Source organism: Streptomyces sp. C36, assembly GCF_040932295.1.
GTDB classification, from domain to species: domain Bacteria; phylum Actinomycetota; class Actinomycetes; order Streptomycetales; family Streptomycetaceae; genus Streptomyces; species Streptomyces triculaminicus.
The window spans coordinates 194847-220178 of the sequence record NZ_JBFQGI010000003.1; the positions used below are offsets into that span (position 1 = coordinate 194847).

Consider the following 25332-nt stretch of genomic DNA (forward strand, 5'->3'; position numbering starts at 1 on the left):
CGGAAAGGGATAATCGGCCACGTGTTCCTGACGATCAGTACCTCCGGCGACGCCGGGCGCCCCGCGACCGACCTCGGCTTTCTGCTGCACAAACACCCCGACAAGGCGCAGCGGTTCTCCACCTCGTACGGCACCGCGCATGTGCTCTACCCGGAGGCGGGCGAGGAGCGGTGCACGGCGGCGCTGCTGCTCGAGGTCGATCCCGTGGCGCTGGTGCGCAAGGGCAAGGACAGGGGGCGGGGCGGCGCGCCGGACCCGGCGCCGGCGCAGTACGTCAACGACCGGCCGTACGCCGCCTCCTCGCTGCTGGCCGTGGCGATCGGCAGCGTCTTCTCCAGCGCCGTCAAGGGACAGTGCGCGGCCCGGCCGGAGCTGCCGGGGCAGGCGCGGCCGCTGCGGATCGAGGTGCCGGTGCTGCCGGCGCGGGGCGGGGCCGGGCTGGTGGAGCGGCTGTTCGCGCCGCTGGGCTGGCGGGTGACGGCGCACCCGGTGGCGCTGGACGAGCGGTTCCCCGAGTGGGGCGACTCGCGGTATGTGTCGCTGGTGCTGGAGGGCGAGCTGCGGCTCGCGGACGCGCTGCGGCATCTGTATGTCCTGCTGCCCGTGCTCGACGACGCCAAGCACTACTGGATCTCGTCCGACGAGGTCGACAAGCTGCTGCGCGCCGGCGAGGGCTGGCTCGAGGGCCACCCCGAACAGCATCTGATCGCCGACCGCTATCTCGGTCGCCGCCGGGGCCTGACCCGTGACGCGCTCGAGCGGCTCGCCCTCGCGCGTCTCGCCGAGTCCGACGACGCCGAGCCCGAGGAGCTCGACAACGCCGTCGACGAGGACGAGGACACCGCGGAGCGGCCCCTCCCGCTGGCCGTGCGGCGGCGCCAGGCCATCCTCGGGGTGCTGCGCAGGTCAGGGGCGGCGCGCGTGCTCGACCTGGGCTGCGGGCAGGGCCAGCTCGTGGGCGAGCTCCTCAAGGACGCGCGCTTCACCGAGGTCGTCGGCGTCGACGTGTCCGTACGGGCGCTGAGGGAGGCCTCCCGGCGGCTGCGGCTGGAGCGGATGACCGAGCGGCAGGCCGCCCGGGTGGCCCTGTGGCAGGGATCCCTCGCCTACACCGACCGCCGGCTCATCGGCTACGACGCGGCCGTGCTCAGCGAGGTCGTCGAGCATGTGGACCCGCCGCGGCTGCCCGCCCTGGAGTACGCGGTGTTCGGCTCCGCGCGCCCCGGGACGGTGGTGGTGACCACGCCCAACGCCGAGTACAACGTGCGCTGGGAGACGCTGCCCGCCGGGCAGGTCCGGCACGCCGACCACCGCTTCGAGTGGACCCGGGAGGAGTTCGGCGCCTGGGCCGCCAGGGTCGCCGAGCGGCACGCCTACACCGTGGACTTCGCGCCCGTGGGCCCTGAGGACCCCGAGGTGGGACCGCCGACCCAGATGGCCGTCTTCCGCAAGCGCGCCGCACACGACCCGCACGGCCCCCACGACCCGCAGGACACGACCGGCACCACCGGGGCCGCGAAGGAGGCGAAGGCCGCATGACCGGCACCAGCACCACCACCGGCGCCCCCGCGCCCCTCGCCGTGCCCGATCTGTGCCTCGTGGTCCTCGTCGGCGCCACCGGCTCCGGAAAGTCCACCTTCGCCGCACGGCACTTCAAGCCCACCGAGACCATCTCCAGCGACTTCTGCCGGGGCCTGGTCAGCGACGACGAGAACGACCAGAGCGCCGGCAAGGACGCCTTCGACGTCCTGCACTACATCGTCGGCAAGCGTCTGGCGGCCGGCCGGCTGACGGTCGTCGACGCCACCAACGTCCAGCCCGAGGCCCGTCAGAGCCTTGTGGCGCTGGCCCGCGAGTACGACGTGCTGCCCGTCGCCATCGTCCTGGACATGCCCGAGGAGGTCTGCGCCGAGCGCAACGCCGCCCGCCCGGAGCGGGCCGGCGCCGGCCTCCGCGTCATCCAGCGCCACCGGCGCGAGCTGCGCCGTTCCCTCAAGCACCTGGAGCGGGAGGGCTTTCGCAGGGTGCACGTCCTGCGGGAGACCGCGCAGGTGGACGCCGCGGAGATCGTGCGCGAGCGCCGGTTCAACGACCTGCGCCACCTCACCGGCCCCTTCGACATCATCGGCGACATCCACGGCTGCCGCTCGGAGCTGGAGAGCCTGCTCACCGCGCTCGGCTACGCCCTCGTCCGCGACGAGGCCGGCCGGCCCGTCGACGCCGCGCACCCCGAGGGCCGCACCCTCGTCTTCGTCGGCGACCTCGTCGACCGCGGCCCCGACAGCCCCGGCGTGCTGCGACTGGCCATGGGCATGGTCGCCGCCGGGCACGCCCTGTGCGTCCCCGGCAATCACGAGAACAAGCTGGGCCGCTGGCTGAACGGCCGCCAGGTCAACGTCGCGCACGGCTTCGCGGAGACCATCGAGCAGCTGGAGCGGGAGGAGCAGCGGGATCCCGCGTTCCGGGAGCGGGCGCGGACGTTCGTCGACGCGCTCGTCAGCCACTACGTCCTCGACGGCGGCCGGCTCGTCGTCTGCCATGCCGGCCTGCCCGAGAAGTACCACGGCCGCAATTCGGGCCGCGTCCGCGCGCACGCCCTGTACGGCGACACCACGGGCGAGACCGACGAGTTCGGCCTGCCCGTGCGCTACCCGTGGGCGGAGGACTACCGCGGCCGCGCCGCCGTTGTCTACGGCCACACCCCAGCCCCGGCGGCGACGTGGCTGAACAACACCATCTGCCTGGACACCGGCGCCGTCTTCGGCGGCAAGCTGACCGCTCTGCGCTGGCCGGAGCGCGAGCTGGTGGACGTACCCGCCGAGCAGGTCTGGTACGAGCCCGTGCGGCCGCTGGCCTCCGAGGCGCCCGGCGGCGCCGACGGCCGCCCGCTCGACCTGGGCGACGTCACCGGCCGCCGGGTCGTGGAGACCCGGCACCTGGGCGCGGTGGCGGTCAAGGAGGAGAACGCCGCCGCGGCCCTGGAGGTCATGAGCCGCTTCGCCGTCGACCCCCAGCAGCTCCTCTACCTCCCGCCGACCATGGCCCCGTGCGCCACGTCCGCCGAGGAGGGCTATCTGGAGCACCCGGCCGAGGCCTTCGCGGCCTACCGGGCGGACGGCGTGCGCCGGGTGATCTGCGAGGAGAAGCACATGGGCTCCCGCGCGGTGGTTCTGGTCTGCCGTGACGCGGACGTCGCCCGCGAGCGCTTCGCGGTGACCGGCGGCGTGCCCGGCGCGATGCACACCCGCACGGGACGGCCGTTCTTCGACGACGCCGCCCTGACCGCGCGGATACTCGAGCGGCTGGGCCGCGCCGTGGGGGAGGCCGGGCTGTGGGAGGAGCTCGGCACGGACTGGCTGCTGCTGGACGTCGAGCTGATGCCCTGGTCGCTGAAGGCGACCGGCCTGCTGCGCCACCAGTACGCGGCCGTGGGCGCCGCCTCCCGCACGGTCCTGCCGGCCGCCCTCGCGGCGCTGGAGTCGGCGGCGGCGCGCGGTGTGGACGTCTCCGGTCTGCTCGGCCGCCAGCGCGAGCGCGCCGAGGACGCCGCGGCCTTCACCGAGGCGTACGGGCGGTACTGCGCGCCGGTCGGCGACGACGCCGACCCGGCGGCCGGTATCCGGATGGCTCCCTTCCAGATCCTGGCGGCCCAGGGCCGCAGCCTCGCCACGCTCCCGCACGACGAGCAGCTCGCCCTGATCGACCGCCTCGTCGTGGCGGACGGCGGCGGCGAGGGGGGCGACGCCCGGGGCCTGCTCGCGCCCACCCGCCGTCTGGTCGTCGACACCGAGGACGAGGTCTCCGTCGCCGAGGGCACCCGGTGGTGGCTGGAGCTGACCGCCGCCGGCGGCGAGGGCATGGTCGTCAAGCCGCTCGGGGCCCACGTCCGCCGTCCCGACGGCCGGCTCGTCCAGCCGGGCGTCAAGTGCCGCGGCCGGGAGTACCTGCGCATCGTCTACGGCCCGGAGTACACCCGTCCGGACAACCTCGCCCGGCTGCGCGTACGCCACCTCGGCCACAAGCGCTCGCTCGCCCTGCGCGAGTACGCCCTCGGCCTGGAGGCGCTGGACCGGCTGGCGGAGGGGGAGCCGCTGTGGCGCGTCCACGAGGCGGTCTTCGCCGTGCTGGCGCTGGAGTCCGAACCGGTCGACCCGCGCCTGTAGGCGGGCCGCGCGGGGCCGGGCGGTCCGGGCCGCCCGGCCCGTGGCGGCACTCCGTGCCCCGCGTACCGAGTGATCACGGCGGGTTCAGGTGAGGATGGGGGGATGGGATTCCATGTCGATTCCGAGGCCGGGCGGCTCCACCGCGTCATCCTGCACCGCCCCGACCTGGAGCTGAAGCGGCTCACGCCGTCGAACAAGAACGCGTTGCTCTTCGACGACGTCCTGTGGGTGCGCCGGGCCCGCGCCGAGCACGACGGCTTCGCCGACGTGCTGCGCGAGCGCGGGGTGGAGGTGCATCTCTTCCAGGACCTGCTGGAGGAGAGCCTGCGGGTGCCGGCCGCGCGGGCGCTGGTGCTGGACCGGGTCTTCGACGAGAAGGAGTACGGGCCGCTGGCCACCGACCACCTGCGGGCGGCGTTCGAGGCGATGCCGGCGCCGCAGCTGGCGTCGCTGCTGGTCGGGGGGATGACCAAGCGCGAGTTCCTGGCCGGCCACGCGGAGCCGGTCTCCGTCCGCTTCCATGTGATGGACCTCGACGACTTCCTGATCAACCCGCTGCCCAACCACCTGTTCACCCGGGACACCTCCGCCTGGATCTACGACGGGGTGAGCGTCAACGCGATGCGCTGGCCCGCCCGTTGGCCCGAGACGGTGCACTACGAGGCGGTCTACCGCCATCACCCCATGTTCGCGGGGGGCGGCTTCCACGTCTGGTGCGACGGGCAGTCGGCGTACCCCTCGACGATCGAGGGTGGCGACGTGCTCGTCATCGGCCAGGGCGCCGTGCTGATCGGGATGAGCGAGCGCACCACCCCCCAGGCCGTGGAGATGCTGGCCCGGGGGCTGTTCGCGGCCGGCTCGGCGCGCACGATCGTGGCGCTGGACATGCCCAAGGGGCGGGCGTTCATGCACCTGGACACCGTGATGACGATGGTGGACGGCGACACCTTCACCCAGTACGCGGGCCTGGGCATGCTCCGCTCGTACACCATCGAGCCCGGCGTCGGCGAGCGCGACCTGAAGGTCACCGACCATCCCCCGGAGCACATGCACCGCGCCATCGCCGCCGCGCTGGGCCTGGACTCCCTCCGGGTGCTGACCGCCCGGCAGGACGTGCATGCGGCCGAGCGGGAGCAGTGGGACGACGGCTGCAACGTTCTGGCGATAGAGCCGGGCGTGGTGGTCGCCTACGAGCGGAACGCGACGACGAATACTTTCCTCCGTAAGCACGGGATCGAGGTCATCACCATTCCGGGCAGCGAGCTGGGGCGTGGCAGGGGTGGGCCGCGCTGCATGAGCTGTCCGGTCGAGCGGGATCCGGTACCGGGTGCTTAGCCGGAGAGACGCATCTGCATAATGATGCTGACTGATGTATACAGTTCCATTTACCGTGCAGTGCTGACGACGTAGGAGCCACCCATGGCGACGGACCTCAAGGGCCGCCACTTCCTCAAGGAGACGGATCTCACCGCCGAGGAGTTCCGCAGTCTGGTCGAACTGGCCGCGGAGCTGAAGGCCGCCAAGCGCGCGGGCACCGAGGAGCCTCGCCTGACGGGGCGCAACATCGCGCTCGTCTTCGAGAAGACCTCCACCCGCACCCGCTGCGCCTTCGAGGTCGCCGCCGCCGACCAGGGCGCCCGTACGACCTATCTCGACCCCGCCGGTTCGCAGATCGGCCACAAGGAGTCGGTTCGGGACACCGCCCGGGTGCTCGGCCGGATGTTCGACGCCATTCAGTACCGCGGTCATGGCCAGCACATCGTCGAGGACCTCGCCGCCTACGCCGACGTGCCCGTCTACAACGGCCTGACCGACGAGTGGCACCCCACCCAGATGCTCGCCGACGTGCTCACCATGACCGAGCACACGGCCAAGGCGCTGGAGCACGTGGCGTACGCCTACCTCGGCGACGCCCGGTACAACATGGGCAACTCCTACCTGATCACCGGCGCCCTGCTCGGCATGGACGTGCGCATCGTCGCCCCCGAGGAGCTCTGGCCGGCCCCCGAGGTCATCGCCCGCGCCCGGCAGCTCGCCGAGACCAGCGGCGCCCGGATCACCCTCACGGCCGACGTCGCCGAGGGCGTGCGCGGCGCGGACTTCGTCGCCACGGACGTCTGGGTGTCGATGGGGGAGCCCAAGGAGGTCTGGGACGCCCGCATCGCCCTGCTCGCCCCCTACGCCGTGACCATGGACGTGCTGCACGCGACCGGCAACCCGGCCGTGAAGTTCCTGCACTGCCTGCCGGCCTTCCACGACCTCGACACCACGGTCGGCCGGGAGATCTACGAGCGGCACGGCCTGACCTCGCTGGAGGTCACGGACGAGGTCTTCGAATCGGTGCACTCCGTCGTCTTCGACGAGGCGGAGAACCGGCTGCACACCATCAAGGCCGTGCTGGTGGCGACCCTGGTGGGCTGGGGACGGTAGCACCCCCGCGCACCGCCCGAAGGGGCGGCGGGCCCTGTGCCCGCCGCCCCTTCTTCGCGCGCTCTTCCCGCTGTTGCGTATCGCGTACTCGTGACGACAGTCACAGGACGGTGATAACTTCACGGGGCAGGCACCAGCCCCCAGGCTGAAGGAGGCCGCGCTCCATGAGTCCGTTCACCGGCTCCGCGTCCCGCACCGAGAAATGGCGCCACCTGCGCCTGACCCTCGACTCCGGCGTCGCCACCGTCACCCTCGCCCGCCCCGACAAGCTCAACGCCCTCACCTTCGGCGCCTACGCCGACCTGCGCGACCTGCTGCCGGAACTGGCCCGCGACGGCTCCGTACGGGCCCTCGTGCTCGGCGGCGAGGGCCGCGGCTTCTGCTCCGGCGGCGACGTCGACGACATCATCGGCGCCACCCTGGCCATGGACACCGGCCGGCTGCTCGACTTCAACCGCATGACCGGCCAGGTCGTCCGCGGCTTGAGGGAATGCCCCTTCCCCGTGATCGCCGCCGTGCACGGGGTGGCGGCGGGCGCGGGCGCCGTCCTGGCGCTGGCCGCCGACTTCCGCGTCGCCGACCCCACCGCGCGCTTCGCGTTCCTCTTCACCCGCGTCGGCCTCTCCGGCGGCGACATGGGCGCCGCCTACCTCCTGCCCCGCGTCGTCGGCCTCGGCCACGCCACCCGCCTGCTGATGCTCGGCGAGCCCGTACGCGCCCCGGAGGCCGAGCGCATCGGGCTCATCAGCCAACTGGCGGAGGAGGGCGGCGCGCCCGACGCGGCCCTCGCCCTCGCCCGCCGGCTCGCCGAGGGCCCGGCCCTGGCCCACGCCCAGACCAAGGCCCTGCTCACCGCCGAACTCGACATGCCGCTCGCGGCCGCCGTCGAACTCGACGCCGCCACCCAGGCCCTGCTGATGAACAGCGCCGACTACGCCGAGTTCCACGCGGCCTTCACCCAGAAGCGGGCCCCCATGTGGCGGGGCCGATGACCGGCGCGCCGCCGGCGGTGGCCGGGCGGGTCGCCGTCATCGGCGGCGGCCCCGGCGGCCTGTACGCCGCCGCCCTGCTCAAACGCCACGAGCCCGGGCGCGAGATCACCCTCTGGGAGCGCAACGCCCCCGACGACACCTTCGGCTTCGGCGTCGTCCTCTCCGACGAGACCCTCGGCGGCATCGAGAGCGCCGACCCGGAGGTCTTCGCCGCGCTGCGCCGCGAACTGGTCCGCTGGGACGACATCGACGTCGTCCACCGCGGCACCACCCTGCGCTCCGGCGGCCACGGCTTCGCCGCCCTCGGCCGGCACCGGCTCCTGGAACTCCTCCACGAACGCTGCCGGGACCTCGGCGTCCGGCTCCGCTTCCGCACCGAGGCGCCGCCCGCCGCCGAACTGGCCCGCACCCACGACCTCGTCGTCGCCGCCGACGGCGTCCACAGCCGCACCCGCGACAGCCACCGCGACGCCTTCCGCCCCACCCTCACCACCCACCGTTGCCGCTACATATGGCTCGCCGCCGACCTCCCCCTCGACGCCTTCCGCTTCGAGATCGCCGAGACCGAGCACGGCGTCATGCAGCTGCACGCCTACCCCTTCGGGGGCGGCGCCTGCACCGTCATCGTCGAGATGCGCGACGAGGTCTGGCGGCGCGCCGGACTCGACCGGTGCGAGGAGAAGGACGCCGCCGAGCGCTGCGGCGCGTACTTCGCCGACTTCCTCGGCGGCCGCCCGCTGCGCTCCAACCAGTCGGCATGGACCGCCTTCCGCACGGTCGTCAACGAGCGCTGGTCCCACGGCAACACGGTGCTGATCGGCGACGCCGCGCACACCGCGCACTTCTCCATCGGCTCCGGCACCAAGCTCGCCGTCGAGGACGCCCTGGCCCTGGCCGGCTGCCTGCGCGACACCCCCGCCCTCCCCGACGCCCTGCGGGCCTACGAGGAGCTGCGGCGCCCGGCGGTCGCCTCCACACAGCGGGCCGCCCGGGCCAGCCTGGAGTGGTTCGAGAACCTCTCCGGTCACGTCGAACGGCCGCCGTACCGCTTCGCCTTCGACCTCCTGACCCGCAGCCGCCGCGTCACCCACGACAACCTCCGGCTGCGGGACGCCGGGTTCGTCGCCGCCGTCGAGGCGGAGGCGGGCATCCCGCCCGGCACGCCCCCGATGTTCACCCCCTTCCGGCTGCGCGGGCTGACCCTGCGCAACCGCGTCGTCGTCTCGCCGATGGACATGTACTCGGCCCAGGACGGCACCCCCGGCGACTTCCACCTCGTGCACCTCGGCGCCCGCGCCCTCGGCGGCGCCGCCCTGGTCATGACCGAGATGGTCTGCGTCAGCGCGCGGGGCCGGATCACACCCGGCTGTACGGGCCTGTACGCGCCCGAGCACGAGGAGGCCTGGCGCCGGATCACCGGCTTCGTGCACGAACAGGCCCCGGGGACGGCCATCGGCGTCCAGCTCGGCCACAGCGGCCGCAAGGGCTCCACCCGGCTCATGTGGGAGGGCATCGACCAGCCCCTCCCCGAGGGCAACTGGCCGCTGGTCGCCGCCTCCCCGCTGCCCTACCACCCAGGCGTCAGCCAGACGCCCGAGGCGCTGACCGCCGCCGGGCTCGCCGCGGTCCGCGACGACTTCATCCGCTCCGCCGAGGCCGCCGACCGGGCCGGCTTCGACCTCCTCGAACTGCACTGCGCCCACGGCTACCTGCTCTCCGGCTTCCTCTCGCCGCTCACCAACCACCGTGACGACGCCTACGGCGGCACCCTGTCGGGACGCCTGCGCTACCCCCTCGAGGTCTTCGACGCCGTACGGGCCGTCTGGCCCGCCCACAAGCCGATGACGGTGCGCGTCTCCGCCACCGACTGGGCGGACGGCGGCACCGGAGCCGACGACGCCGTCGCCATCGCGCGCGCCTTCGCCGAGCACGGCGCCGACGCCATCGACGTGTCCACCGGACAGGTCGTCCCCGACGAGCGACCCGCCTTCGGGCGCTCGTACCAGGTGCCGTTCGCCGACCGGATCCGGCACGAGGCGTCGGTGCCGGTCATCGCGGTCGGGGCCATCTCCTCGTGGGACGACGTCAACTCGCTGATCCTGGCCGGCCGCGCCGACCTGTGCGCGCTGGCGCGGCCTCACCTGTACGACCCGAACTGGACCCTGCACGCCGCCGCCGACCAGGGCTACACCGGCCCCGGCGCGCCGTGGCCCGCGCCGTACCGGGCGGGCAGCCGCAAGCCGCCGACGGGGCGGAGCGCGTGAGGGACGTGCCGGCTACGCCAGCACCGGCCGCACGAAGTGCTCCCCGGCGTCCCGCAGCCGTGTGTGCAGGGCGGCGAAGACCCGGGCCGCCCGCCCGCCCGGCCACTCCTCGGGCAGCAGGGCCGCCGGCAGGCCGGGATCGGCGTACGGCAGCCGCCGCCACGAGTCGAGGGCGAGGAGGTAGTCGCGGTAGGCGGCCTCCGGCGGGATGGGCCTGCGCCGCGACCAGCGGTGCAGCACGGGCTCGTGGGTGTCCAGGAACGCCTGGTGCTGCCGGGCCAGCGCCTCGAGGTCCCACCACCGGGCCACGGCCTCGGCGGTGGGCTCGAAGCCCAGATGGCTGCCCTTGAACAGGTCGACGTACGAGGCCAGCCCCAGCCGGTCCAGGGTGTGCCGCGTCTCCTCGTGGACGTGCGCCGGGGCGATCCAGACGCCGGGCGCGGCCGTGCCGAAGCCCAGCCGGGCCAGCCGCGAGCGCAGCAGGTGCCGCTTGTGCCGCTCCTGTTCGGGGACCGAGAAGACGGCCAGCAACCAGCCCTGGCCGGGCCGCGCCGAGGAGCGGCCGTAGATGCGCCGGTCGCCGTCGTCGAGGAGCTGCCGCGCGGCCTCCGACAGCCCGTAGCCCGCCGCGCCGTCCGTCGTGCGGCCGGCGACGAGCAGCCCGCGCCGTTTGAGCCGGGAGACGGCCGACCGTACCGACGGCGAGTCCACGCCCACCGCGCCCAGCAGCCGGATCAGGGCCGCGATCGGCACCGGGCCGGCGGGGGTGTCGGCGCCACCGCGTCCGTACGCGCCGTAGAAGGTGACGATGAGGGACCGGGGGGTGTGGAGCGGTTGCTGGTGGTCAGTCACGGGGAAACTGTAAAGGGCCCGTGCGCAGCCGGAATCGCTGCAATTTGCCGGTGGGCGTGCGTGGGAGGGCGTCGAGGAACTCGATCTCGCGAGGGCACTTGTAGGGAACGATCTCCTTTTTGGTGAACTCCCGTAGCTCCACGACCGTTTCCGGGCTCCGTGGCACGCCCGGCCGCAGTACGACGTGGGCGACGACGATCTGGCCGCGCCTCTCGTCCGGCCGCCCGGTGACGGCCGCTTCGAGGACGTCGGGGTGGCGCAGCAGGGCCTCCTCGACCTCGGGTCCGGCGATGTTGTAGCCGGCCGAGATGATCATGTCGTCGGCGCGGGCCACGTAGCGGAAGTAGCCGTCCGGTTCGCGGACGTAGGTGTCGCCGGTGAGGTTCCAGCCCTCCTGTACGTACCGGCTCTGGCGCTCGTCCGCCAGGTAGCGGCAGCCGGTGGGGCCGCGCACGGCGAGGAGTCCGGGCTCGCCGTCGGGGACGGGGTGTCCGGCCGGGTCCACGACGCGTGCTTCGTAGCCGGGGACGGGCAGTCCGGTGGTGCCGGGGCGTATGAGGTCGTCGGCGGCGGAGATGAAGATGTGCAGCATCTCGGTGGCGCCGATGCCGTTGATGACGCGCAGCCCGGTGGCGCGGTGCCAGTCGTGCCAGAGGGCGGCGGGCAGGTGCTCGCCGGCCGAGACGCATCTGCGCAGCGAGGAGACGTCGTACGCGCCGAGCCGGCCGAGCATCGCGCGGTAGGCGGTGGGGGCGGTGAACAGCACCGAGACGTGGTGGCGTTGGACGTCGGCGAGCAGGCGCTCGGGGCCGCCCCAGTCGGTGAGCAGGGTCTGGGCGCCCGCGCGCAGTGGGAAGACGACGAGGCCGCCGAGGCCGAAGGTGAAGCCGAGCGGCGGGCTGCCCGCGAAGACGTCGTCGGGGCGGGGGCGCAGCACGTGGGCGGAGAAGGTGTCGGCGATGGCGAGGACGTCGCGGTGGAAGTGGACGCAGCCCTTGGGGCGGCCGGTGGTGCCGGAGGTGAAGGCGATGAGCGCGACGTCGTCGGCGGAAGTGTCGCACGCCACATAGGATGTGGGTTTATTTGCCGCGAGCCGCAGAAGGTCACCGGGAGCCTCGCCGCCGAACAGCGCGATCCGTAAGTGTGGCACCTCCGCCTTGATCAGGTCGTCGGCCGATCGGGTGTCGCAGAGGGCGTGGCTGACGCGCGCGATCCGGCAGACGGTCGCGAGCTCATGGGCGCGCTGGGCGGCCAGTACGGTCACGGCCACCGCTCCCGCCTTCATCACCGCGAGCCAGCAGGCGGCGAGCCAGGGCGTGGTGGGGCCGCGTAACAGCACACGGTGGCCGGGCAGCACCCCCAGGTCGTCGGTGAGGGCGTGGGCGATCCGGTCGGCGTGCGCGGAGAGTTCGCCGTAGGACCATACGAGCCCCGAGGCGTCCCGCACCGCCGGCCGGTCCGGCCCCAGCCGTGCCACGGTCGCGTCCAGCAGCTCCGCACCGCAGTTGAGCCGGTCCGGATAGGACAGCGCGCCGGGGCCGGCGAGGTCGAAGCGGAGGTCCGGCCACTGCCCGGCGGGCGGGAGATGGTCGCGCGCAAAGGTGTCGGCATGGGCCGACGGCTTGAGCTCCATCGCGGATGCGCCCCCTCGCGCCGAGAAAGAAGAAGGAGGTGAACGGGGGTCTTGCCAGCGATACGGATCCGCTGTCAGCGTAGCGAGTTGGTGACGGCAGTCAACAGAGCGCGATAACTTCCGCACCTCGCGCAGCAGGATGCGGCAGGACACAAGGGAAAGGGTGGACCCGGTGACCACAGCGTTCACACTGGACAGAAAGCAGCGCGCGTGGTGCGCCGAGCTGCGTGCGCTCGCCGCCGACACCCTGCGCCCCCTGGCCGACGAAGGCGCCCCCGGCCGCGTCAACCGTCCGCTCGTCGCCGCGCTCGGCCGGCACGGGCTGCTGTCCCGTGTGGCGCCCGCCGACGGCCCGGTCAGCGCCATGGACCTGTGCCTGCTGCGCGAGTCGCTCGCCCAGGAGTGCACCGAGGCCGAGACCGCCCTCGCGCTCCAGGGCCTCGGCGCCCACCCCCTCCTGCGCTGGGGCACCGCGCGGCAACGGGCGCGCTGGCTGCCCGAGATCGCCGCGGGCCGCGTCGTCACCGCCTTCGCGCTCAGCGAGCCGGACGCCGGCTCCGACGCGGCGGCCCTGCGCCTGCGCGCGGACCCCGACCCCGACCCCGCCCCTGACCCCGGCGGTGTCGGCGGCTGGCGGCTCACCGGCGAGAAGTGCTGGATCTCCAACGCCCCCGAGGCCGACCTCTACACCGTCTTCGCCCGCACCGGCCCCGCCCCCGGCTCCTCCGGCATCACCGCCTTCCTCGTCCCCGCCGACCGGCCCGGCCTCGGCGGCAGCCCCCTCGAGATGCTCAGCCCCCACCCCGTCGGAACCCTCGTCTTCGACGGCGTCCCGGTCGGACCGGAGGACGTCGTCGGAGAGGTCGGCGGCGGCTTCGCCGTCGCCCTGGGCACCCTCGACCTCTTCCGCCCGAGCGTCGGCGCCTTCGCCGTCGGCATGGCCCGCGCCGCCCTGCGCGCCGCTGTGGACCACGCGGGCGAACGCGAGGCCTTCGGCGGCCCGTTGAAGAACCTCCAGGCCGTCTCCCACCAGCTCGCCGAGATGGCCACCCGCACCGAGGCCGCCGCCCTGCTCGTCCTCGCCGCGGCCGCGTCCTACGACGCGGGCGAGCCGGGCGTCGCCCGCCGCTCCGCCATGGCCAAGCTCTTCGCCACCGAGACCGCGCAGTACGTCGTCGACGCCGCCGTCCAGATCCACGGCGCCCGCGCCCTGCGCCGGGGCCACCTCCTGGAGCACCTCTACCGCGAGGTCCGGGCCCCACGGATCTACGAGGGCGCCACCGAGGTCCAGCGCGCCATCATCGCCAAGGAGCTCTACCGATGACCCTGCACCGCCTCAACCCGGCCGGCCTCTCCCCGCCCACCGGCTTCAGCCACGCCGTCACCGCCACCGGCAGCCGCCTGGTCCTCCTGGCCGGCCAGACCGCGCTCGACGCCGACGGCGCCATCGTCCCCGGCGGCCTCCCGGAACAGTTCGAGAAGGCCCTCTCCAACCTCCTGGCCGCCCTGCGCGCAGCCGGAGGCGAGCCGGCGGACCTGGCCCGCGTGACCGTCTACGCCACGGACGTCGGCGCCTACCGCTCCCACGCCCGCGAACTCGGCGCCGTCTGGCGCCGCCTGGCCGGGCGCGACTACCCCGCGATGGCGGTCATCGGCACCACCCGGCTCTGGGACGAGCAGGCGCTGGTGGAGCTGGACGGGGTGGCCGTGCTGCCGTGACGGGGCGCATGGCCCTCCGTCCGCCCGCCGGTGGTTCCGGCACCCTCCGCTCACTCCTCGGGGAACAGGGCCGTGATCTGCTCCACGGTCCAGCTCTCCGCCGCGCCGGGCGCCCGGCAGAGGTACGCGGCGATCGCCTGGTCGTCCCACGCCCCCGCCTTGCGCAGCCCGGCCGTGAGGTGCCGCAGATAGGCGGTGGACGGGCGGGTGTGGCTCACCGCCGACAGCGCCCAGGGGGCGGTGAAGGTGAGCACGGGCACGCCCTCCAGATACCCGGGGCACACCAACGTCTCGTACCGCCCGGGCCCCAGCACATGCCGCCCCTCCCTGAGGACCACCCCGAGATCGAGGTCGGCCCCCGGCGGCTCGTACATCTCCTGAGCGGCGATGTCCCCGAACTGCTGCGCGGTGACAAGATGCGCGCACGCCCACACCGTGCCGGGCGCCTGCGGATCGTAGAAGGCCCTGCCGCCGGTCCACACCGGCGACTCGGTCGCGAAGTACAACGCTCCCGGCAGCTCCACCGGCACCGATTTCCGCGGGGGCGTCCGGTCACGACTCCCCGGATACGACCTCCCCGCCCCGGGCGGCCGCCCCCCGGCCAGGTAGTAACGCAGCCTCCCCGGATCCATGTTGGACCCGTAGGAGGCGTACCAGACCCTGCCGGGACGAGAGGAACGGCCGGGAACCCCCGGCCCGACGAGACGACGGGCGCTGGTCAAGCTCACTCCGTGGAGGCTGTGGAGGCTGAGGTCGGGGCCGGCAACCCGGCCGGGCGCCAGGCTACGCTCAGCGGGCCTGGATACCGAGTTCGGCGAGCAGGCCGCGGACGCGCTGTTCGATGTCGTCGCGGATCGGTCGGACGGCGGCGACGCCCTGCCCGGCGGGGTCCTCGAGCGTCCAGTCCAGGTAGCGCTTGCCGGGGAAGTACGGGCAGGCGTCGCCGCAGCCCATGGTGATGACCACGTCCGAGGACTGCACCGCCTCCGTCGTGAGGACCTTGGGGGACTCGGCGGAGATGTCGATGCCGACCTCCCGCATGGCCTCGACGACGGCCGGGTTGACCGTCTCGGCAGGGGCGGATCCGGCGGAGCGCACCTCGACACGGTCGCCGCCGAGGTGGGTGAGGAACGCGGCGCCCATCTGCGAGCGACCCGCGTTGTGGACGCAGACGAACAGGACGGAGGGCTTGGTCTCAGACACGGGTGGAACCTTCCGGGGCGGTGGCCGGCTGGCCGGTGGTGGGGGACGGGAAGCGGCGGCGGGCGGCCAGGGCGACGTGGACGAGGCCGATGAGGACGGGGACCTCGATGAGGGGGCCGACGACGCCGGCGAGGGCCTGGCCGGAGGAAGCGCCGAAGGTGGCGATGGCCACGGCGATGGCGAGTTCGAAGTTGTTGCCCGCGGCGGTGAAGGCGAGCGTCGTCGTGCGCGGGTAGTCCAGCCCGACGGCGCGGCCGAGGGCCATGGACCCGGCCCACATGACGGCGAAGTAGACCAGCAGCGGCAGCGCGATCCGCGCGACGTCCAGCGGTTTGGAGGTGACCGCCTCGCCCTGAAGGGCGAAGAGCACGACGATCGTGAACAGCAGTCCGTAGAGGGCGAACGGACCGATGCGCGGGATCAGCTTCGCCTCGTACCAGGTGCGGCCCTTGGCCTTCTCGCCGAGGCGGCGGGTGAGGTAGCCGGCGGCGAGCGGGATGCCCAGGAAGATCAGGACGCTGCGGGCGATCTCCCAGACCGACACGTTGAGCGCGGTGGTCTCCAGGCCGAGCCAACCGGGCAGGACGGACAGGTAGAACCAGCCCAGTCCCGCGAAGGCGATCACCTGGAAGACGCTGTTGAGCGCGACCAGGACGGCGGCGGCCTCGCGGTCGCCGCAGGCCAGATCGTTCCAGATGATCACCATGGCGATGCAGCGGGCGAGGCCCACGATGATCAGGCCGGTCCGGTACTCGGGCAGGTCCGGCAGGAACAGCCAGGCGAGCGCGAACATCACCGCCGGGCCGAGCACCCAGTTGATCACCAGCGAGGGGATCAGGAGGCGACGGTCGCGGGTGACGGTGTCGAGACGGTCGTAGCGGACCTTGGCCAGGACCGGGTACATCATCACCAGCAGGCCGAGGGCGATCGGCAGGGAGACGCCGGTGACGGTGACCTTCGCGAGCGCGTCGCCCAGGCCGGGGACGAGTCGGCCCAGGCCGAGGCCGGCGACCATCGCGGCGAGGATCCAGACGGCCAGGTAGCGGTCGAGGAAGGACAGCCGGGCCGCCACCGGGGCGGTGGTCGAGCGCGTCACGAGGGGGCCTCGGCGGGCTCGGGCAGGGGCTGCCCGGCGGGGCGGGTGAGGATGCCGGCGAGGCGGTCGGTGGTCTCCGGCAGCAGCCGGTAGTACACCCACGTCCCGCGCCGCTCGGAGGCGATCAGACCGGCCTCGCGCAGGAGCTTGAGGTGATGGGAGATCGTCGGCTGGGACAGCTCGAAGGCCGGGGTGAGGTCGCAGACGCACACCTCGCCGCCCGCCCGGGAAGCGATCATCGACAGCAGCCGCAGCCGGACCGGATCGCCCAGGGCCTTGAAGACCCTGGCCAGCTCCACGGCCTGGTCCTCGGCCAGGGGGGCGGTCAGCAGGCCGGGGCAGCAGCCGTCGGGGCCTTCCTGCCCGAGCACCACGAATTCTTGATTCGACATATCTCTATGTTGACATCCGTCGATTCAGGGCGCAACCTTGAATCGAAGTTAATCGATACAAGTCGATCGGGGAGATCGTCATGTCCCGTGTTCAGCTGGCCCTCAACGTCGCCGACCTCGAAGCGTCGGTGACCTTCTACTCCAAGCTCTTCGGCGTCGAACCCGCCAAGCGCCGGCCCGGCTACGCGAACTTCGCCATCACCGAGCCCCCGCTCAAGCTCGTCCTCATCGAGGGCGAGCCCGGCCAGGACACCCGCCTGGACCACCTCGGCGTCGAGGTCGGGAGCACCGAAGCGGTCACGGCCGCCGCCGAGCGCCTCAAGGGGGCGGGCCTGGCCACCTTCGAGGAGAACGACACCTCCTGCTGCTACGCGCTCCAGGACAAGGTCTGGGTCCACGGCCCCGGCCGCGAGCCCTGGGAGGTCTACGTCGTCAAGGCCGACGCCGGCACTCTCGGCAACAGCCCTGGCCCCGCCCTGAACGACGGCGACGCCTGTTGCGCCGGCGCCCCGGCGGGCGACGACAGCAGGGCCGAGGCGAAGGCCGAGGTCACTGTCGGCTGTGGTTGCGGCAACTGAGCACGCGACCAACGGCGAGCCCTGCACAAGCCGCCTACCGGCCGGGGCGGTGGCCGGCCGGGACCGATGGCGGGCCCACCGGCCCGGGGCGGCGCAACGCCGCCCCGGCCCGCCGCGACGGTCAGATGTCCCTGAACGTTTCGATCTGGGCGCCGACCGAGTTGAGGCGTTCGGCGAGGTCCTCGTAGCCGCGGTTGATGACGTAGACGTTGCGGAGGACGGAGGTGCCCTCGGCGGCCATCATCGCCAGGAGCACGACCACGGCCGGGCGCAGGGCGGGCGGGCACATCATCTCGGCGGAGCGCCAGCGGGTGGGGCCCTCGACGAGGACGCGGTGCGGGTCGAGGAGCTTGACGTCCGCGCCGAGGCGGTTGAGGTCGGTGAGGTAGATGGCGCGGTTGTCGTAGACCCAGTCGTGGATGAGGGTCTGGCCCTGGGCGAACGCGGCGATGGCCGCGAAGAAGGGCACGTTGTCGATGTTGAGGCCGGGGAACGGCATCGGGTGGATCTTGTCGATCGGCGCGCGGAGCTTGGAGGGGCGCACGGTCAGGTCGAGCAGGCGGGTGCGGCCGTTGTCGGCGCGGTACTCGGCGCTGCGCTCGTGGTCCAGGCCCATCTCCTCCAGGACGGCGAGCTCGATCTCCATGAACTCGATCGGCACCCGGCGGATCGTCAGCTCCGACTCCGTCACCACGGCGGCGGCCAGCAGGCTCATGGCCTCCACCGGGTCCTCGGACGGCGCGTAGTCGACGTCGCGGTCGATGGTGGCCACGCCGTGCACGGTGAGGGTGGTGGTGCCGATGCCCTCGACCCGTACGCCGAGCTCCTCGAGGAAGAAGCAGAGGTCCTGGACCATGTAGTTGGAGCTGGCGTTGCGGATGACGGTGACGCCGTCGTGGCGGGCGGCGGCCAACAGGGCGTTCTCGGTCACGGTGTCGCCGCGCTCGGTCAGGACGATGGGGCGCGTGGGGGCGACGGAACGATCCACCTGGGCGTGGTACGTGCCGTCGGTGGCCGTGATCTCGAGGCCGAAGTGGCGAAGGGCCGTCATATGCGGCTGTACGGTCCGGGTGCCGAGGTCGCAGCCGCCCGCGTACGGGATCTTGAAGTGGTCCATGCGATGCAGCAGCGGGCCCAGGAACATGATGACACTGCGGGTGCGGCGGGCCGCCTCGGTGTCCATCGCGCCCAGGTCGAGCTGGGCGGGCGGCAGGATCTCGAGGTCGTTGCCGTCGTTGATCCACCGGTGCCGGACGCCGATGCTGGCGAGCACCTCGAGGATCCGGTACACCTCCTCGATCCGCGCGACGCGACGCAGCGTCGTACGACCGGCGTTGAGCAGCGTGGCGCACAGCAGGGCGACACACGCGTTCTTGCTCGTCTTGACGTCGATGGAACCCGACAGGCGGCGGCCGCCGACGACGCGCAGGTGCATGGGCCCGGCGTACCCCAGCGAGACGATCTCGCTGTCGAGGGCCTCTCCGATGCGGGCGATCATATCAAGACTGATGTTCTGATTTCCGCGCTCGATGCGGTTGACCGCGCTCTGACTGGTCCCGAGAGCGTCCGCGAGCTGGGACTGAGTCCAGCCACGGTGCTGGCGGGCGTCACGGATGAGCTTGCCGATACGGCTGAGGTAGGCGTCTGTCATGAGACAGACGGTATCTCAGATATGAGATCCCCGCCTGTCGCGCCATGGCTCCTGCACAGGTTCTGCGCCTGTACGGCGGTCAGAAGCCGGACGTGTCGAGTTCGAGGTCGAAGGGCTCGGGGAGGTGGAGAGGGGTGCCGAAGGGGTGAGGGCGCAATCGCCGCTGCCGACCCGCCCGTTCGGCCCAACGCTCACCCGAACTGGTGAACAAGACCCGTGTGTTCTCCGGAAATTCCGTCCTGCGAGGATCGGATCATCGGCGGCCCTACGGGTGGCCGCCCGCAGGGGGAGGTGTGCCTGATGGCCACGCGGATCGGTTCCTTCGCCGGCGACGAGGCACGTACGCGCGTGCTCGCCGCGTACGACCGGGCCATGGCGTACTGGCCGGCGCCGCGGGACGAGCGGGACGTCGAGACGGCCCATGGGGCCACCCGGGTGTACGGGTACGGCGCGGAGGGCGGCGGCGTTCCCGTCGTGCTGCTCCACGGGCAGAGTGCGGCGCCCGTCGAGTGGGCGCCGCATGTGGCCGCGCTCGCCGACGGGCGGCGGGTGTTCGCCGTGGACCGGGTGGGGGAGCCCGGGTACAGCACGCAGAGCGCGCCGGTGCGGACGGCGGGGGACATGGCCGCGTGGCTGGAGGAGGTCCTGGCCGGGCTGGGGCTCGAGCGGGTGCATCTGGTGGGGCACTCGTACGGCGGATGGGTGGCGCTCAATCACGCCGTACGCGCCCCCGGGCGTGTCGCGTCGGTGACGGTGTACGACCCGCCGCGTGCCCTCGCGCCCCTCAAGGCCGGCTTCGTGTTCGGTGCCCTCGCCCAGTTCGTCGGCCCCGAGGGCTTCCGGACCCGCTGGTTCGACGAGCTGATCGGCCCCACGGGCCTGCCGGCGGAGGAGGCCGAGGTCCAGGCCCGGTTCTCGCTGGAGGCGATCCGCGGCTTCCGCATCCGTCTGCTGCCGCCCCAGCACATGAGCGACGAGGAACTGCGCGGCATCACCGTGCCCGCTCTCGTCCTGCTCGGCGGCGAGAGCCGTGTGCACGACGCCCGGCGGGCGGGGGAGCGGGCGCGGCGGCTCATGCCGGGTGCCCGCGTCGAGGTCGTGCCCGGTGCCGGTCACGGCATCCCGGTGGCGCTGTTCAACGACCGGGTGCCGGAGTTCGTGCGCGAAGCCGAGGGCAAGGAGGACCGGCAGGACGCCCGCTCCTGAAGCTCACACACCCTCCCCGCCCGCGCCGCGGGTCACGGCGAGCAGGGCCATGTCGTCGGTGATGCGGCCGTCGGTGTGGCGGTCCACGTCGTGGAGGAGGGTGTCGAGCAGCGCGTCCGGGTCGGGGAGGTCGCGGCCGGACAGGCGGGCGACGGGGTCGTAGAAGACGCCCTCGCCGTCGCGCGCCTCGGTGAGGCCGTCCGTGTACAGCAGGAGCGTCGTTCCCGGAGGAAAGGGCACGGCGTGGACGCGGTCCTCGCCGGTGCCCGGCTCCGCCAGGGCCAGCGCCAGGGGCAGGGCCGGCTCGGGGGGATCAGCGGTGCGTACCGTGCCGCCGTGCAGCAGGAGCGGCGCCGGGTGGCCGCGGTTGATCAGCCGCAGTTCGTCGCCGGTGGGCGGGATCTCGGCCAGCACGCCGGTGACGAAGCCTTCGGTCCGCTCGAACCCCGACCGCCGCTCCGCCTCGCGGATCAGCGCCCGCTCCAGGCGGGCCGCGATGCCGGCGAGGGTGGCCTCCTCGTCGGCCGCCTCCCGGAACGCGCCCAGCGCCACGTCCACCGCCTTGACCGCCTCCATCCCCTTGCCCCGCACGTCGCCGACGACGCAGCGCATCCCGTACGGGGTGTCCTGTACGCCGTACAGGTCGCCGCCGATCTGCGCGTCCTTCACGGCCGACTGGTACCGCACGGCGATCCGCAGAACCCCGATGGCAGCCGGCGGCTCCGGCAGGATGGCGCGCTGCACGGCGAGGGCGACCCGGCGGGCGGACTGAAGGCGGAGGTCGCTGTAGTACATGAGGCGGTTGACGACGACGGCGAGGGCCGAGACGGTCGCGACGGCCGCCAGCTCGCTGCGCCCGCCCGAGTCCCCGAGGAAGCCGAAGTGGATGAGCAGCGCGGCGTCGGCGGCGCAGGCGCCGAGGCCCGCGAGGATCGTCGCGCGCAGCGACAGCAGGGCGGCGGCCGTCATGGGCGCGGCCGTGTAGAAGGCCTCGGCGCTGAAGTGCGGAGAGGTGGAGTAGTCGAGGAAGGCGCCGCCGGCGAGCAGGAGGACGGGCAGCCACTGCAGGTGGCTCAGGCATCCGCGCCTGACCGCGTCGCCTCCCGCGCCCGGTGCCCTCACGTAGCCGCTCCCGCTCTCGCGTGCCGTGCCCGCTGTGCCGTGCTCGCCGTGCGGTGTTCCGTACACCACGCTCAAGCATCCTCGGGCCGGTTTGCGGCTGCCAGTCAGGGCATGACTGTTGGGTTACATGCCGTATGTCCCGGTCTGTCGACATCGGACGGCCCATCCGGGCATGACCGTGCGGCCTCGATGTACTAGAGTTATCTCGACATCGAGATATCTGCCGAGAGGCGTACCGCTGTCGCGCCAGTAAGGCGTACCTAACTTAGGCACACCTTAGCGGATGCGCGCGGTGGGGTGGCGGCAGGATTGCCGCAGTACGCGAATTCATGCATGAAGGAGACTGTCGTGTCGGCGAACAGCTTCGACGCCCGCAGCACGCTGCAGGTGGGCGACGAGTCGTACGAGATCTTCAAGCTGGACAAGGTCGAGGGCTCCGCCCGCCTGCCCTACAGCCTGAAGGTGCTGCTGGAGAACCTGCTCCGCACGGAGGACGGCGCGAACATCACCGCCGACCACATCCGCGCGCTGGGCAACTGGGACTCGCAGGCCCAGCCCAGCCAGGAGATCCAGTTCACGCCGGCCCGCGTGATCATGCAGGACTTCACCGGCGTCCCCTGCGTCGTCGACCTCGCCACCATGCGTGAGGCCGTCAAGGAGCTCGGCGGCGACCCGGCGAAGGTCAACCCGCTCTCCCCGGCCGAGCTGGTCATCGACCACTCCGTCATCGCCGACAAGTTCGGCACGAAGGACGCCTTCGGCCAGAACGTCGAGCTGGAGTACGGCCGCAACAAGGAGCGCTACCAGTTCCTGCGCTGGGGCCAGACCGCCTTCGACGACTTCAAGGTCGTCCCCCCGGGCACCGGCATCGTCCACCAGGTGAACATCGAGCACCTGGCCCGCACGGTCATGGTCCGCAACGGCCAGGCCTACCCCGACACCCTGGTCGGCACCGACTCGCACACCACGATGGTCAACGGCCTCGGCGTGCTGGGCTGGGGCGTCGGCGGCATCGAGGCCGAGGCCGCGATGCTCGGCCAGCCGGTCTCCATGCTCATCCCGCGCGTCGTCGGCTTCAAGCTGACCGGTGAGCTCCCGGCCGGCACCACCGCCACCGACCTCGTCCTCACGATCACCGAGATGCTGCGCAAGCACGGCGTCGTCGGCAAGTTCGTCGAGTTCTACGGTGAGGGCGTCGCCGCCACCTCGCTGGCCAACCGCGCCACCATCGGCAACATGTCGCCGGAGTTCGGCTCCACCGCCGCGATCTTCCCGATCGACGGCGAGACCCTGAACTACCTCAAGCTCACCGGCCGCTCCGAGCAGCAGGTCGCGCTCGTCGAGGCGTACGCCAAGGAGCAGGGCCTCTGGCTCGACCCGGCCGCCGAGCCCGACTTCTCCGAGAAGCTCGAGCTCGACATGTCCACGGTCGTCCCCTCGATCGCCGGCCCGAAGCGCCCGCAGGACCGCATCATCCTGGCCGAGGCCGCCTCGCAGTTCGAGCGCGACGTTCTCAACTACGTCTCCACCGCCGACGAGGCCGGCGAGGAGTCCTTCCCGGCCTCCGACGCCCCGGCCGCGTCCAACGGCGTGCCGAGCAACCCGGTCACCGTCACCGCCCCCGACGGCTCGACCTACGTGATCGACCACGGCGCCGTCACCGTCGCCGCGATCACCTCCTGCACCAACACCTCGAACCCCTACGTCATGGTCGCCGCGGCGCTCGTGGCCAAGAAGGCGGTCGAGAAGGGCCTGACCCGCAAGCCGTGGGTCAAGACCACCCTCGCCCCGGGCTCCAAGGTCGTCACCGACTACTTCGACAAGGCGGGCCTGACCCCCTACCTCGACAAGGTCGGCTTCAACCTCGTCGGCTACGGCTGCACCACCTGCATCGGCAACTCCGGCCCGCTGCCGGAGGAGGTCTCCAAGGCCGTCAACGACCACGACCTCGCCGTCACCTCGGTGCTCTCGGGCAACCGTAACTTCGAGGGTCGCATCAACCCCGACGTCAAGATGAACTACCTGGCGTCGCCGCCGCTGGTCGTCGCGTACGCCCTCGCCGGCTCCATGAAGGTGGACATCACCAAGGACGCCCTGGGCACCGACACCGACGGCAACCCGGTCTTCCTCAAGGACATCTGGCCCTCCGAGGCCGAGGTCAACGACGTCGTGGCGAACGCCATCGGCGAGGACATGTTCAACAAGTCCTACAGCGACGTCTTCGCGGGCGACGCCCAGTGGCAGGCCCTGCCGATCCCGACCGGCAACACCTTCGAGTGGGACGCCGAGTCCACCTACGTCCGGAAGCCCCCGTACTTCGAGGGCATGACGATGGAGACCACCCCGGTCACCGACATCACCGGCGCCCGCGTGCTGGCGAAGCTCGGCGACTCGGTCACCACCGACCACATCTCCCCGGCCGGTGCCATCAAGGCCGACACCCCCGCCGGCAAGTACCTCACCGAGCACGGTGTCGAGCGTCGTGACTTCAACTCCTACGGCTCGCGCCGAGGCAACCACGAGGTCATGATCCGCGGTACGTTCGCCAACATCCGCCTGCGCAACCAGATCGCGCCGGGCACCGAGGGCGGCTTCACCCGCGACTTCACGAAGGACGACGCCCCGGTGTCGTTCATCTACGACGCCTCGCGCAACTACATCGACCAGGGCATCCCGCTGGTCGTCCTGGCCGGCAAGGAGTACGGCTCCGGCTCGTCCCGCGACTGGGCCGCCAAGGGCACCGCGCTCCTCGGCGTCAAGGCCGTCATCGCCGAGTCCTACGAGCGCATCCACCGCTCGAACCTCATCGGCATGGGCGTCCTCCCGCTGCAGTTCCCCGAGGGCGCCTCGGCGGAGTCCCTGGGCCTGACCGGCGAGGAGACCTTCTCCTTCGCCGGCGTGACCGAGCTCAACGACGGCACCACGCCGCGCACGGTCAAGGTCACCACCGACACCGGTGTCGAGTTCGACGCGGTCGTCCGCATCGACACCCCCGGTGAGGCGGACTACTACCGCAACGGCGGCATCATGCAGTACGTGCTGCGCAACCTGATCCGCGGCTAGCGGTTCCGGTAGCAGAGCGGCGAGGGCCGCACCCCGTTTCGTACGGGGTGCGGCCCTCGTGCGTTTCCCCTTGCGAACACGACGACTTGAGGAACTCGGCGCTCCCGGGCGCGCGTTCACCCCACCACTCTCCCGGGGCATCCCTCAACACGACCGGGTGATCGGGAGGTTGGGAAAGTGTTGGGCATTCCCCGGCCGGTTAGGCTCCCCGCCGGGATGGAGCGACTGCTTCCTCCCAGAGGGAGGGATTTGTCAGCGATGGGATCCGCCGTCACCTTCGGGGAACTCGCCGGGATCTCCGGCGAGGAACTTCCCCCGCGGATCGCGCTCTCGAGCGTGTTGCTGCCCGCGGGCACCGATCAGCCCGTGTTTCCGACGCTGGTGCGAACGGATCACGGAACGACGGTGGCCTACGCCTGCCAGTACCGGCAGGACGCCGGCAGCCCCGGCCTTCTCGTCGCGCTGGGACTCGCTCCCAGCTCTCCCGGCTACAGCACCACCTGCATTCCTGCGGCCATTTCCAGCCGCTGACCTCTGTCATTCGAGCGTCATTCGAGAAGGGGAACGCACATGGTCAACGCCATCAGCTTCGAGGAACTCGACAACATCGCCGGTGAGGTGCTGCCCGAGCGGACCGTCATGGGCGTCATCGCCACGCCCCTCGCCTTCGCCGACCCCGGCCCCAACGGCTCGGGCGCCGGTGCGGGTGCCTCCAGCAGCAGCGCCGCGTCGGGCGGAGGCGTGGGCGGCGTGTTCGCGCCCCCGGCCGACCACCACGGCACCACGATGCTCGCGGCCTGCCAGGCCGTCGACCGGCAGGGCACCCCGGGCCTGCTCGGCTCGCTCGGCCTGCCGTCCACGAACCCGACCACCAGCATGACCTGTATGCCCACGGCCATCTCCACCCACTGATCGCCTAGCGGCTCGCCCGCGCCCCCGGGGAAGGGCCGGAACCAAAACCCTCCGGC

Annotated in this window: 21 protein-coding genes; 13 read left to right on the forward strand and 8 right to left on the reverse strand. The window is 72.4% G+C overall.

Going from position 1 to position 25332, the window contains the following annotated elements; all coding sequences use genetic code 11:
* The first annotated feature begins 21 nt into the window (after positions 1-21).
* The 6 genes from AB4K12_RS10685 (at position 22) to AB4K12_RS10710 (ending at position 9849) form a co-directional block, all read left to right on the forward strand.
* Entirely contained in the window at positions 22-1539 is a 1518-nt protein-coding gene (locus AB4K12_RS10685) for a 3' terminal RNA ribose 2'-O-methyltransferase Hen1 (RefSeq protein ID WP_368433969.1), read from the forward strand.
* Positions 1536-4163 carry a polynucleotide kinase-phosphatase gene (locus tag AB4K12_RS10690; RefSeq protein ID WP_368433970.1) on the forward strand — a complete coding sequence of 876 codons (2628 nt, stop codon included), beginning with the start codon at positions 1536-1538 and terminating at the stop codon, positions 4161-4163. The genes AB4K12_RS10685 and AB4K12_RS10690 overlap by 4 nt, the downstream gene beginning before the upstream one ends.
* A gap of 102 nt (positions 4164-4265) precedes the next feature.
* The gene (locus AB4K12_RS10695; RefSeq protein WP_368433971.1) at positions 4266-5498 is read left to right on the forward strand and encodes an arginine deiminase; all 1233 of its coding nucleotides are present in this window, start codon (positions 4266-4268) and stop codon (positions 5496-5498) included.
* Positions 5499-5582: 84 nt separating this feature from the next.
* Positions 5583-6593: an ornithine carbamoyltransferase gene (gene argF / locus AB4K12_RS10700; protein ID WP_368433972.1), complete on the forward strand. Its 1011-nt coding sequence runs from the start codon at positions 5583-5585 to the stop codon at positions 6591-6593.
* A 164-nt stretch (positions 6594-6757) separates the two neighbouring features.
* Positions 6758-7585, forward strand: a complete 828-nt coding sequence (locus AB4K12_RS10705) for an enoyl-CoA hydratase family protein (RefSeq protein ID WP_368433973.1) — start codon at positions 6758-6760, stop codon at positions 7583-7585.
* Complete coding sequence (locus AB4K12_RS10710) at positions 7582-9849, forward strand: bifunctional salicylyl-CoA 5-hydroxylase/oxidoreductase (protein WP_368433974.1); 2268 nt, start codon at positions 7582-7584, stop codon at positions 9847-9849. Before AB4K12_RS10705 ends, AB4K12_RS10710 begins: the two co-directional genes overlap by 4 nt.
* A 12-nt stretch (positions 9850-9861) precedes the next feature.
* On the opposite strand, the gene AB4K12_RS10715 is transcribed toward AB4K12_RS10710, so the two are convergent.
* Together AB4K12_RS10715 and AB4K12_RS10720 are read right to left on the reverse strand one after the other, a co-directional pair.
* Positions 9862-10701, reverse strand: coding sequence for a PaaX family transcriptional regulator C-terminal domain-containing protein (locus tag AB4K12_RS10715; RefSeq protein ID WP_362249590.1), 840 nt, complete (start codon positions 10699-10701; stop codon positions 9862-9864).
* On the reverse strand, positions 10694-12334 hold the full coding sequence (locus tag AB4K12_RS10720) for an AMP-binding protein (protein WP_368433975.1): 1641 nt from the start codon (positions 12332-12334) through the stop codon (positions 10694-10696). The genes AB4K12_RS10715 and AB4K12_RS10720 overlap by 8 nt, the downstream gene beginning before the upstream one ends.
* A gap of 172 nt (positions 12335-12506) precedes the next feature.
* Between AB4K12_RS10720 and AB4K12_RS10725 the strand changes: the two genes are divergently transcribed.
* A complete protein-coding gene (locus tag AB4K12_RS10725; RefSeq protein WP_368433976.1) occupies positions 12507-13658 on the forward strand; it encodes an acyl-CoA dehydrogenase family protein in 1152 nt (383 codons plus the stop codon).
* Positions 13655-14053: a RidA family protein gene (locus tag AB4K12_RS10730; protein WP_362249599.1), complete on the forward strand. Its 399-nt coding sequence runs from the start codon at positions 13655-13657 to the stop codon at positions 14051-14053. Before AB4K12_RS10725 ends, AB4K12_RS10730 begins: the two co-directional genes overlap by 4 nt.
* 50 nt (positions 14054-14103) lie before the next feature.
* On the opposite strand, the gene AB4K12_RS10735 is transcribed toward AB4K12_RS10730, so the two are convergent.
* The 4 genes from AB4K12_RS10735 to AB4K12_RS10750 all read right to left on the reverse strand — a co-directional run bounded on the left by AB4K12_RS10735 (position 14104) and on the right by AB4K12_RS10750 (position 16744).
* Positions 14104-14577 (reverse strand): histone deacetylase, encoded by a 474-nt coding sequence (locus tag AB4K12_RS10735; protein ID WP_368433977.1) that lies wholly within the window; start codon positions 14575-14577, stop codon positions 14104-14106.
* Between the two features lie 265 nt (positions 14578-14842).
* Positions 14843-15256: an arsenate reductase ArsC gene (locus tag AB4K12_RS10740; protein WP_368433978.1), complete on the reverse strand. Its 414-nt coding sequence runs from the start codon at positions 15254-15256 to the stop codon at positions 14843-14845.
* Positions 15249-16352 (reverse strand): ACR3 family arsenite efflux transporter, encoded by a 1104-nt coding sequence (gene arsB / locus AB4K12_RS10745; RefSeq protein ID WP_368433979.1) that lies wholly within the window; start codon positions 16350-16352, stop codon positions 15249-15251. The genes AB4K12_RS10740 and arsB overlap by 8 nt, the downstream gene beginning before the upstream one ends.
* Positions 16349-16744 (reverse strand): ArsR/SmtB family transcription factor, encoded by a 396-nt coding sequence (locus AB4K12_RS10750; RefSeq protein ID WP_368433980.1) that lies wholly within the window; start codon positions 16742-16744, stop codon positions 16349-16351. The genes arsB and AB4K12_RS10750 overlap by 4 nt, the downstream gene beginning before the upstream one ends.
* Positions 16745-16824: 80 nt before the next feature.
* On the opposite strand from AB4K12_RS10750, the gene AB4K12_RS10755 reads away from it, so the two are divergent.
* Entirely contained in the window at positions 16825-17322 is a 498-nt protein-coding gene (locus AB4K12_RS10755; protein WP_368433981.1) for an ArsI/CadI family heavy metal resistance metalloenzyme, read from the forward strand.
* Positions 17323-17443: 121 nt separating this feature from the next.
* Here AB4K12_RS10755 and AB4K12_RS10760 read toward each other — a convergent pair whose 3' ends face one another.
* Positions 17444-18973, reverse strand: a complete 1530-nt coding sequence (locus tag AB4K12_RS10760) for a helix-turn-helix domain-containing protein (protein ID WP_368433982.1) — start codon at positions 18971-18973, stop codon at positions 17444-17446.
* Positions 18974-19273: 300 nt separating this feature from the next.
* Between AB4K12_RS10760 and AB4K12_RS10765 the strand changes: the two genes are divergently transcribed.
* The gene (locus tag AB4K12_RS10765; RefSeq protein ID WP_368433983.1) at positions 19274-20179 is read left to right on the forward strand and encodes an alpha/beta fold hydrolase; all 906 of its coding nucleotides are present in this window, start codon (positions 19274-19276) and stop codon (positions 20177-20179) included.
* 3 nt (positions 20180-20182) lie between these two features.
* Here the strand turns inward: AB4K12_RS10765 and AB4K12_RS10770 are convergent, their stop codons facing one another.
* Positions 20183-21370 carry a PP2C family protein-serine/threonine phosphatase gene (locus tag AB4K12_RS10770; RefSeq protein WP_368433984.1) on the reverse strand — a complete coding sequence of 396 codons (1188 nt, stop codon included), beginning with the start codon at positions 21368-21370 and terminating at the stop codon, positions 20183-20185.
* Between the two features lie 279 nt (positions 21371-21649).
* On the opposite strand from AB4K12_RS10770, the gene acnA reads away from it, so the two are divergent.
* From acnA to AB4K12_RS10785, 3 genes are all read left to right on the forward strand, one after another.
* Positions 21650-24364: an aconitate hydratase AcnA gene (gene acnA, locus AB4K12_RS10775; protein WP_368433985.1), complete on the forward strand. Its 2715-nt coding sequence runs from the start codon at positions 21650-21652 to the stop codon at positions 24362-24364.
* A gap of 258 nt (positions 24365-24622) precedes the next feature.
* Positions 24623-24895: a hypothetical protein gene (locus AB4K12_RS10780; protein ID WP_086573908.1), complete on the forward strand. Its 273-nt coding sequence runs from the start codon at positions 24623-24625 to the stop codon at positions 24893-24895.
* 39 nt (positions 24896-24934) lie between these two features.
* Positions 24935-25276 carry a hypothetical protein gene (locus AB4K12_RS10785; protein WP_368433986.1) on the forward strand — a complete coding sequence of 114 codons (342 nt, stop codon included), beginning with the start codon at positions 24935-24937 and terminating at the stop codon, positions 25274-25276.
* The last annotated feature ends 56 nt before the right edge of the window (positions 25277-25332 follow it).

Coding starts and splice junctions, on each gene's coding strand:
- AB4K12_RS10690 (WP_368433970.1), top strand. CDS start 1,536: ATGACCGGCACCAGCACCACCACCGGCGCCCCCGCGCCCCTCGCCGTG.
- AB4K12_RS10695 (WP_368433971.1), top strand. CDS start 4,266: ATGGGATTCCATGTCGATTCCGAGGCCGGGCGGCTCCACCGCGTCATC.
- argF (WP_368433972.1), top strand. CDS start 5,583: ATGGCGACGGACCTCAAGGGCCGCCACTTCCTCAAGGAGACGGATCTC.
- AB4K12_RS10705 (WP_368433973.1), top strand. CDS start 6,758: ATGAGTCCGTTCACCGGCTCCGCGTCCCGCACCGAGAAATGGCGCCAC.
- AB4K12_RS10710 (WP_368433974.1), top strand. CDS start 7,582: ATGACCGGCGCGCCGCCGGCGGTGGCCGGGCGGGTCGCCGTCATCGGC.
- AB4K12_RS10720 (WP_368433975.1), bottom strand. CDS start 12,334: ATGGAGCTCAAGCCGTCGGCCCATGCCGACACCTTTGCGCGCGACCAT.
- AB4K12_RS10730 (WP_362249599.1), top strand. CDS start 13,655: ATGACCCTGCACCGCCTCAACCCGGCCGGCCTCTCCCCGCCCACCGGC.
- AB4K12_RS10750 (WP_368433980.1), bottom strand. CDS start 16,744: ATGTCGAATCAAGAATTCGTGGTGCTCGGGCAGGAAGGCCCCGACGGC.
- AB4K12_RS10755 (WP_368433981.1), top strand. CDS start 16,825: ATGTCCCGTGTTCAGCTGGCCCTCAACGTCGCCGACCTCGAAGCGTCG.
- AB4K12_RS10760 (WP_368433982.1), bottom strand. CDS start 18,973: ATGACAGACGCCTACCTCAGCCGTATCGGCAAGCTCATCCGTGACGCC.
- AB4K12_RS10765 (WP_368433983.1), top strand. CDS start 19,274: ATGGCCACGCGGATCGGTTCCTTCGCCGGCGACGAGGCACGTACGCGC.
- AB4K12_RS10780 (WP_086573908.1), top strand. CDS start 24,623: ATGGGATCCGCCGTCACCTTCGGGGAACTCGCCGGGATCTCCGGCGAG.
- AB4K12_RS10785 (WP_368433986.1), top strand. CDS start 24,935: ATGGTCAACGCCATCAGCTTCGAGGAACTCGACAACATCGCCGGTGAG.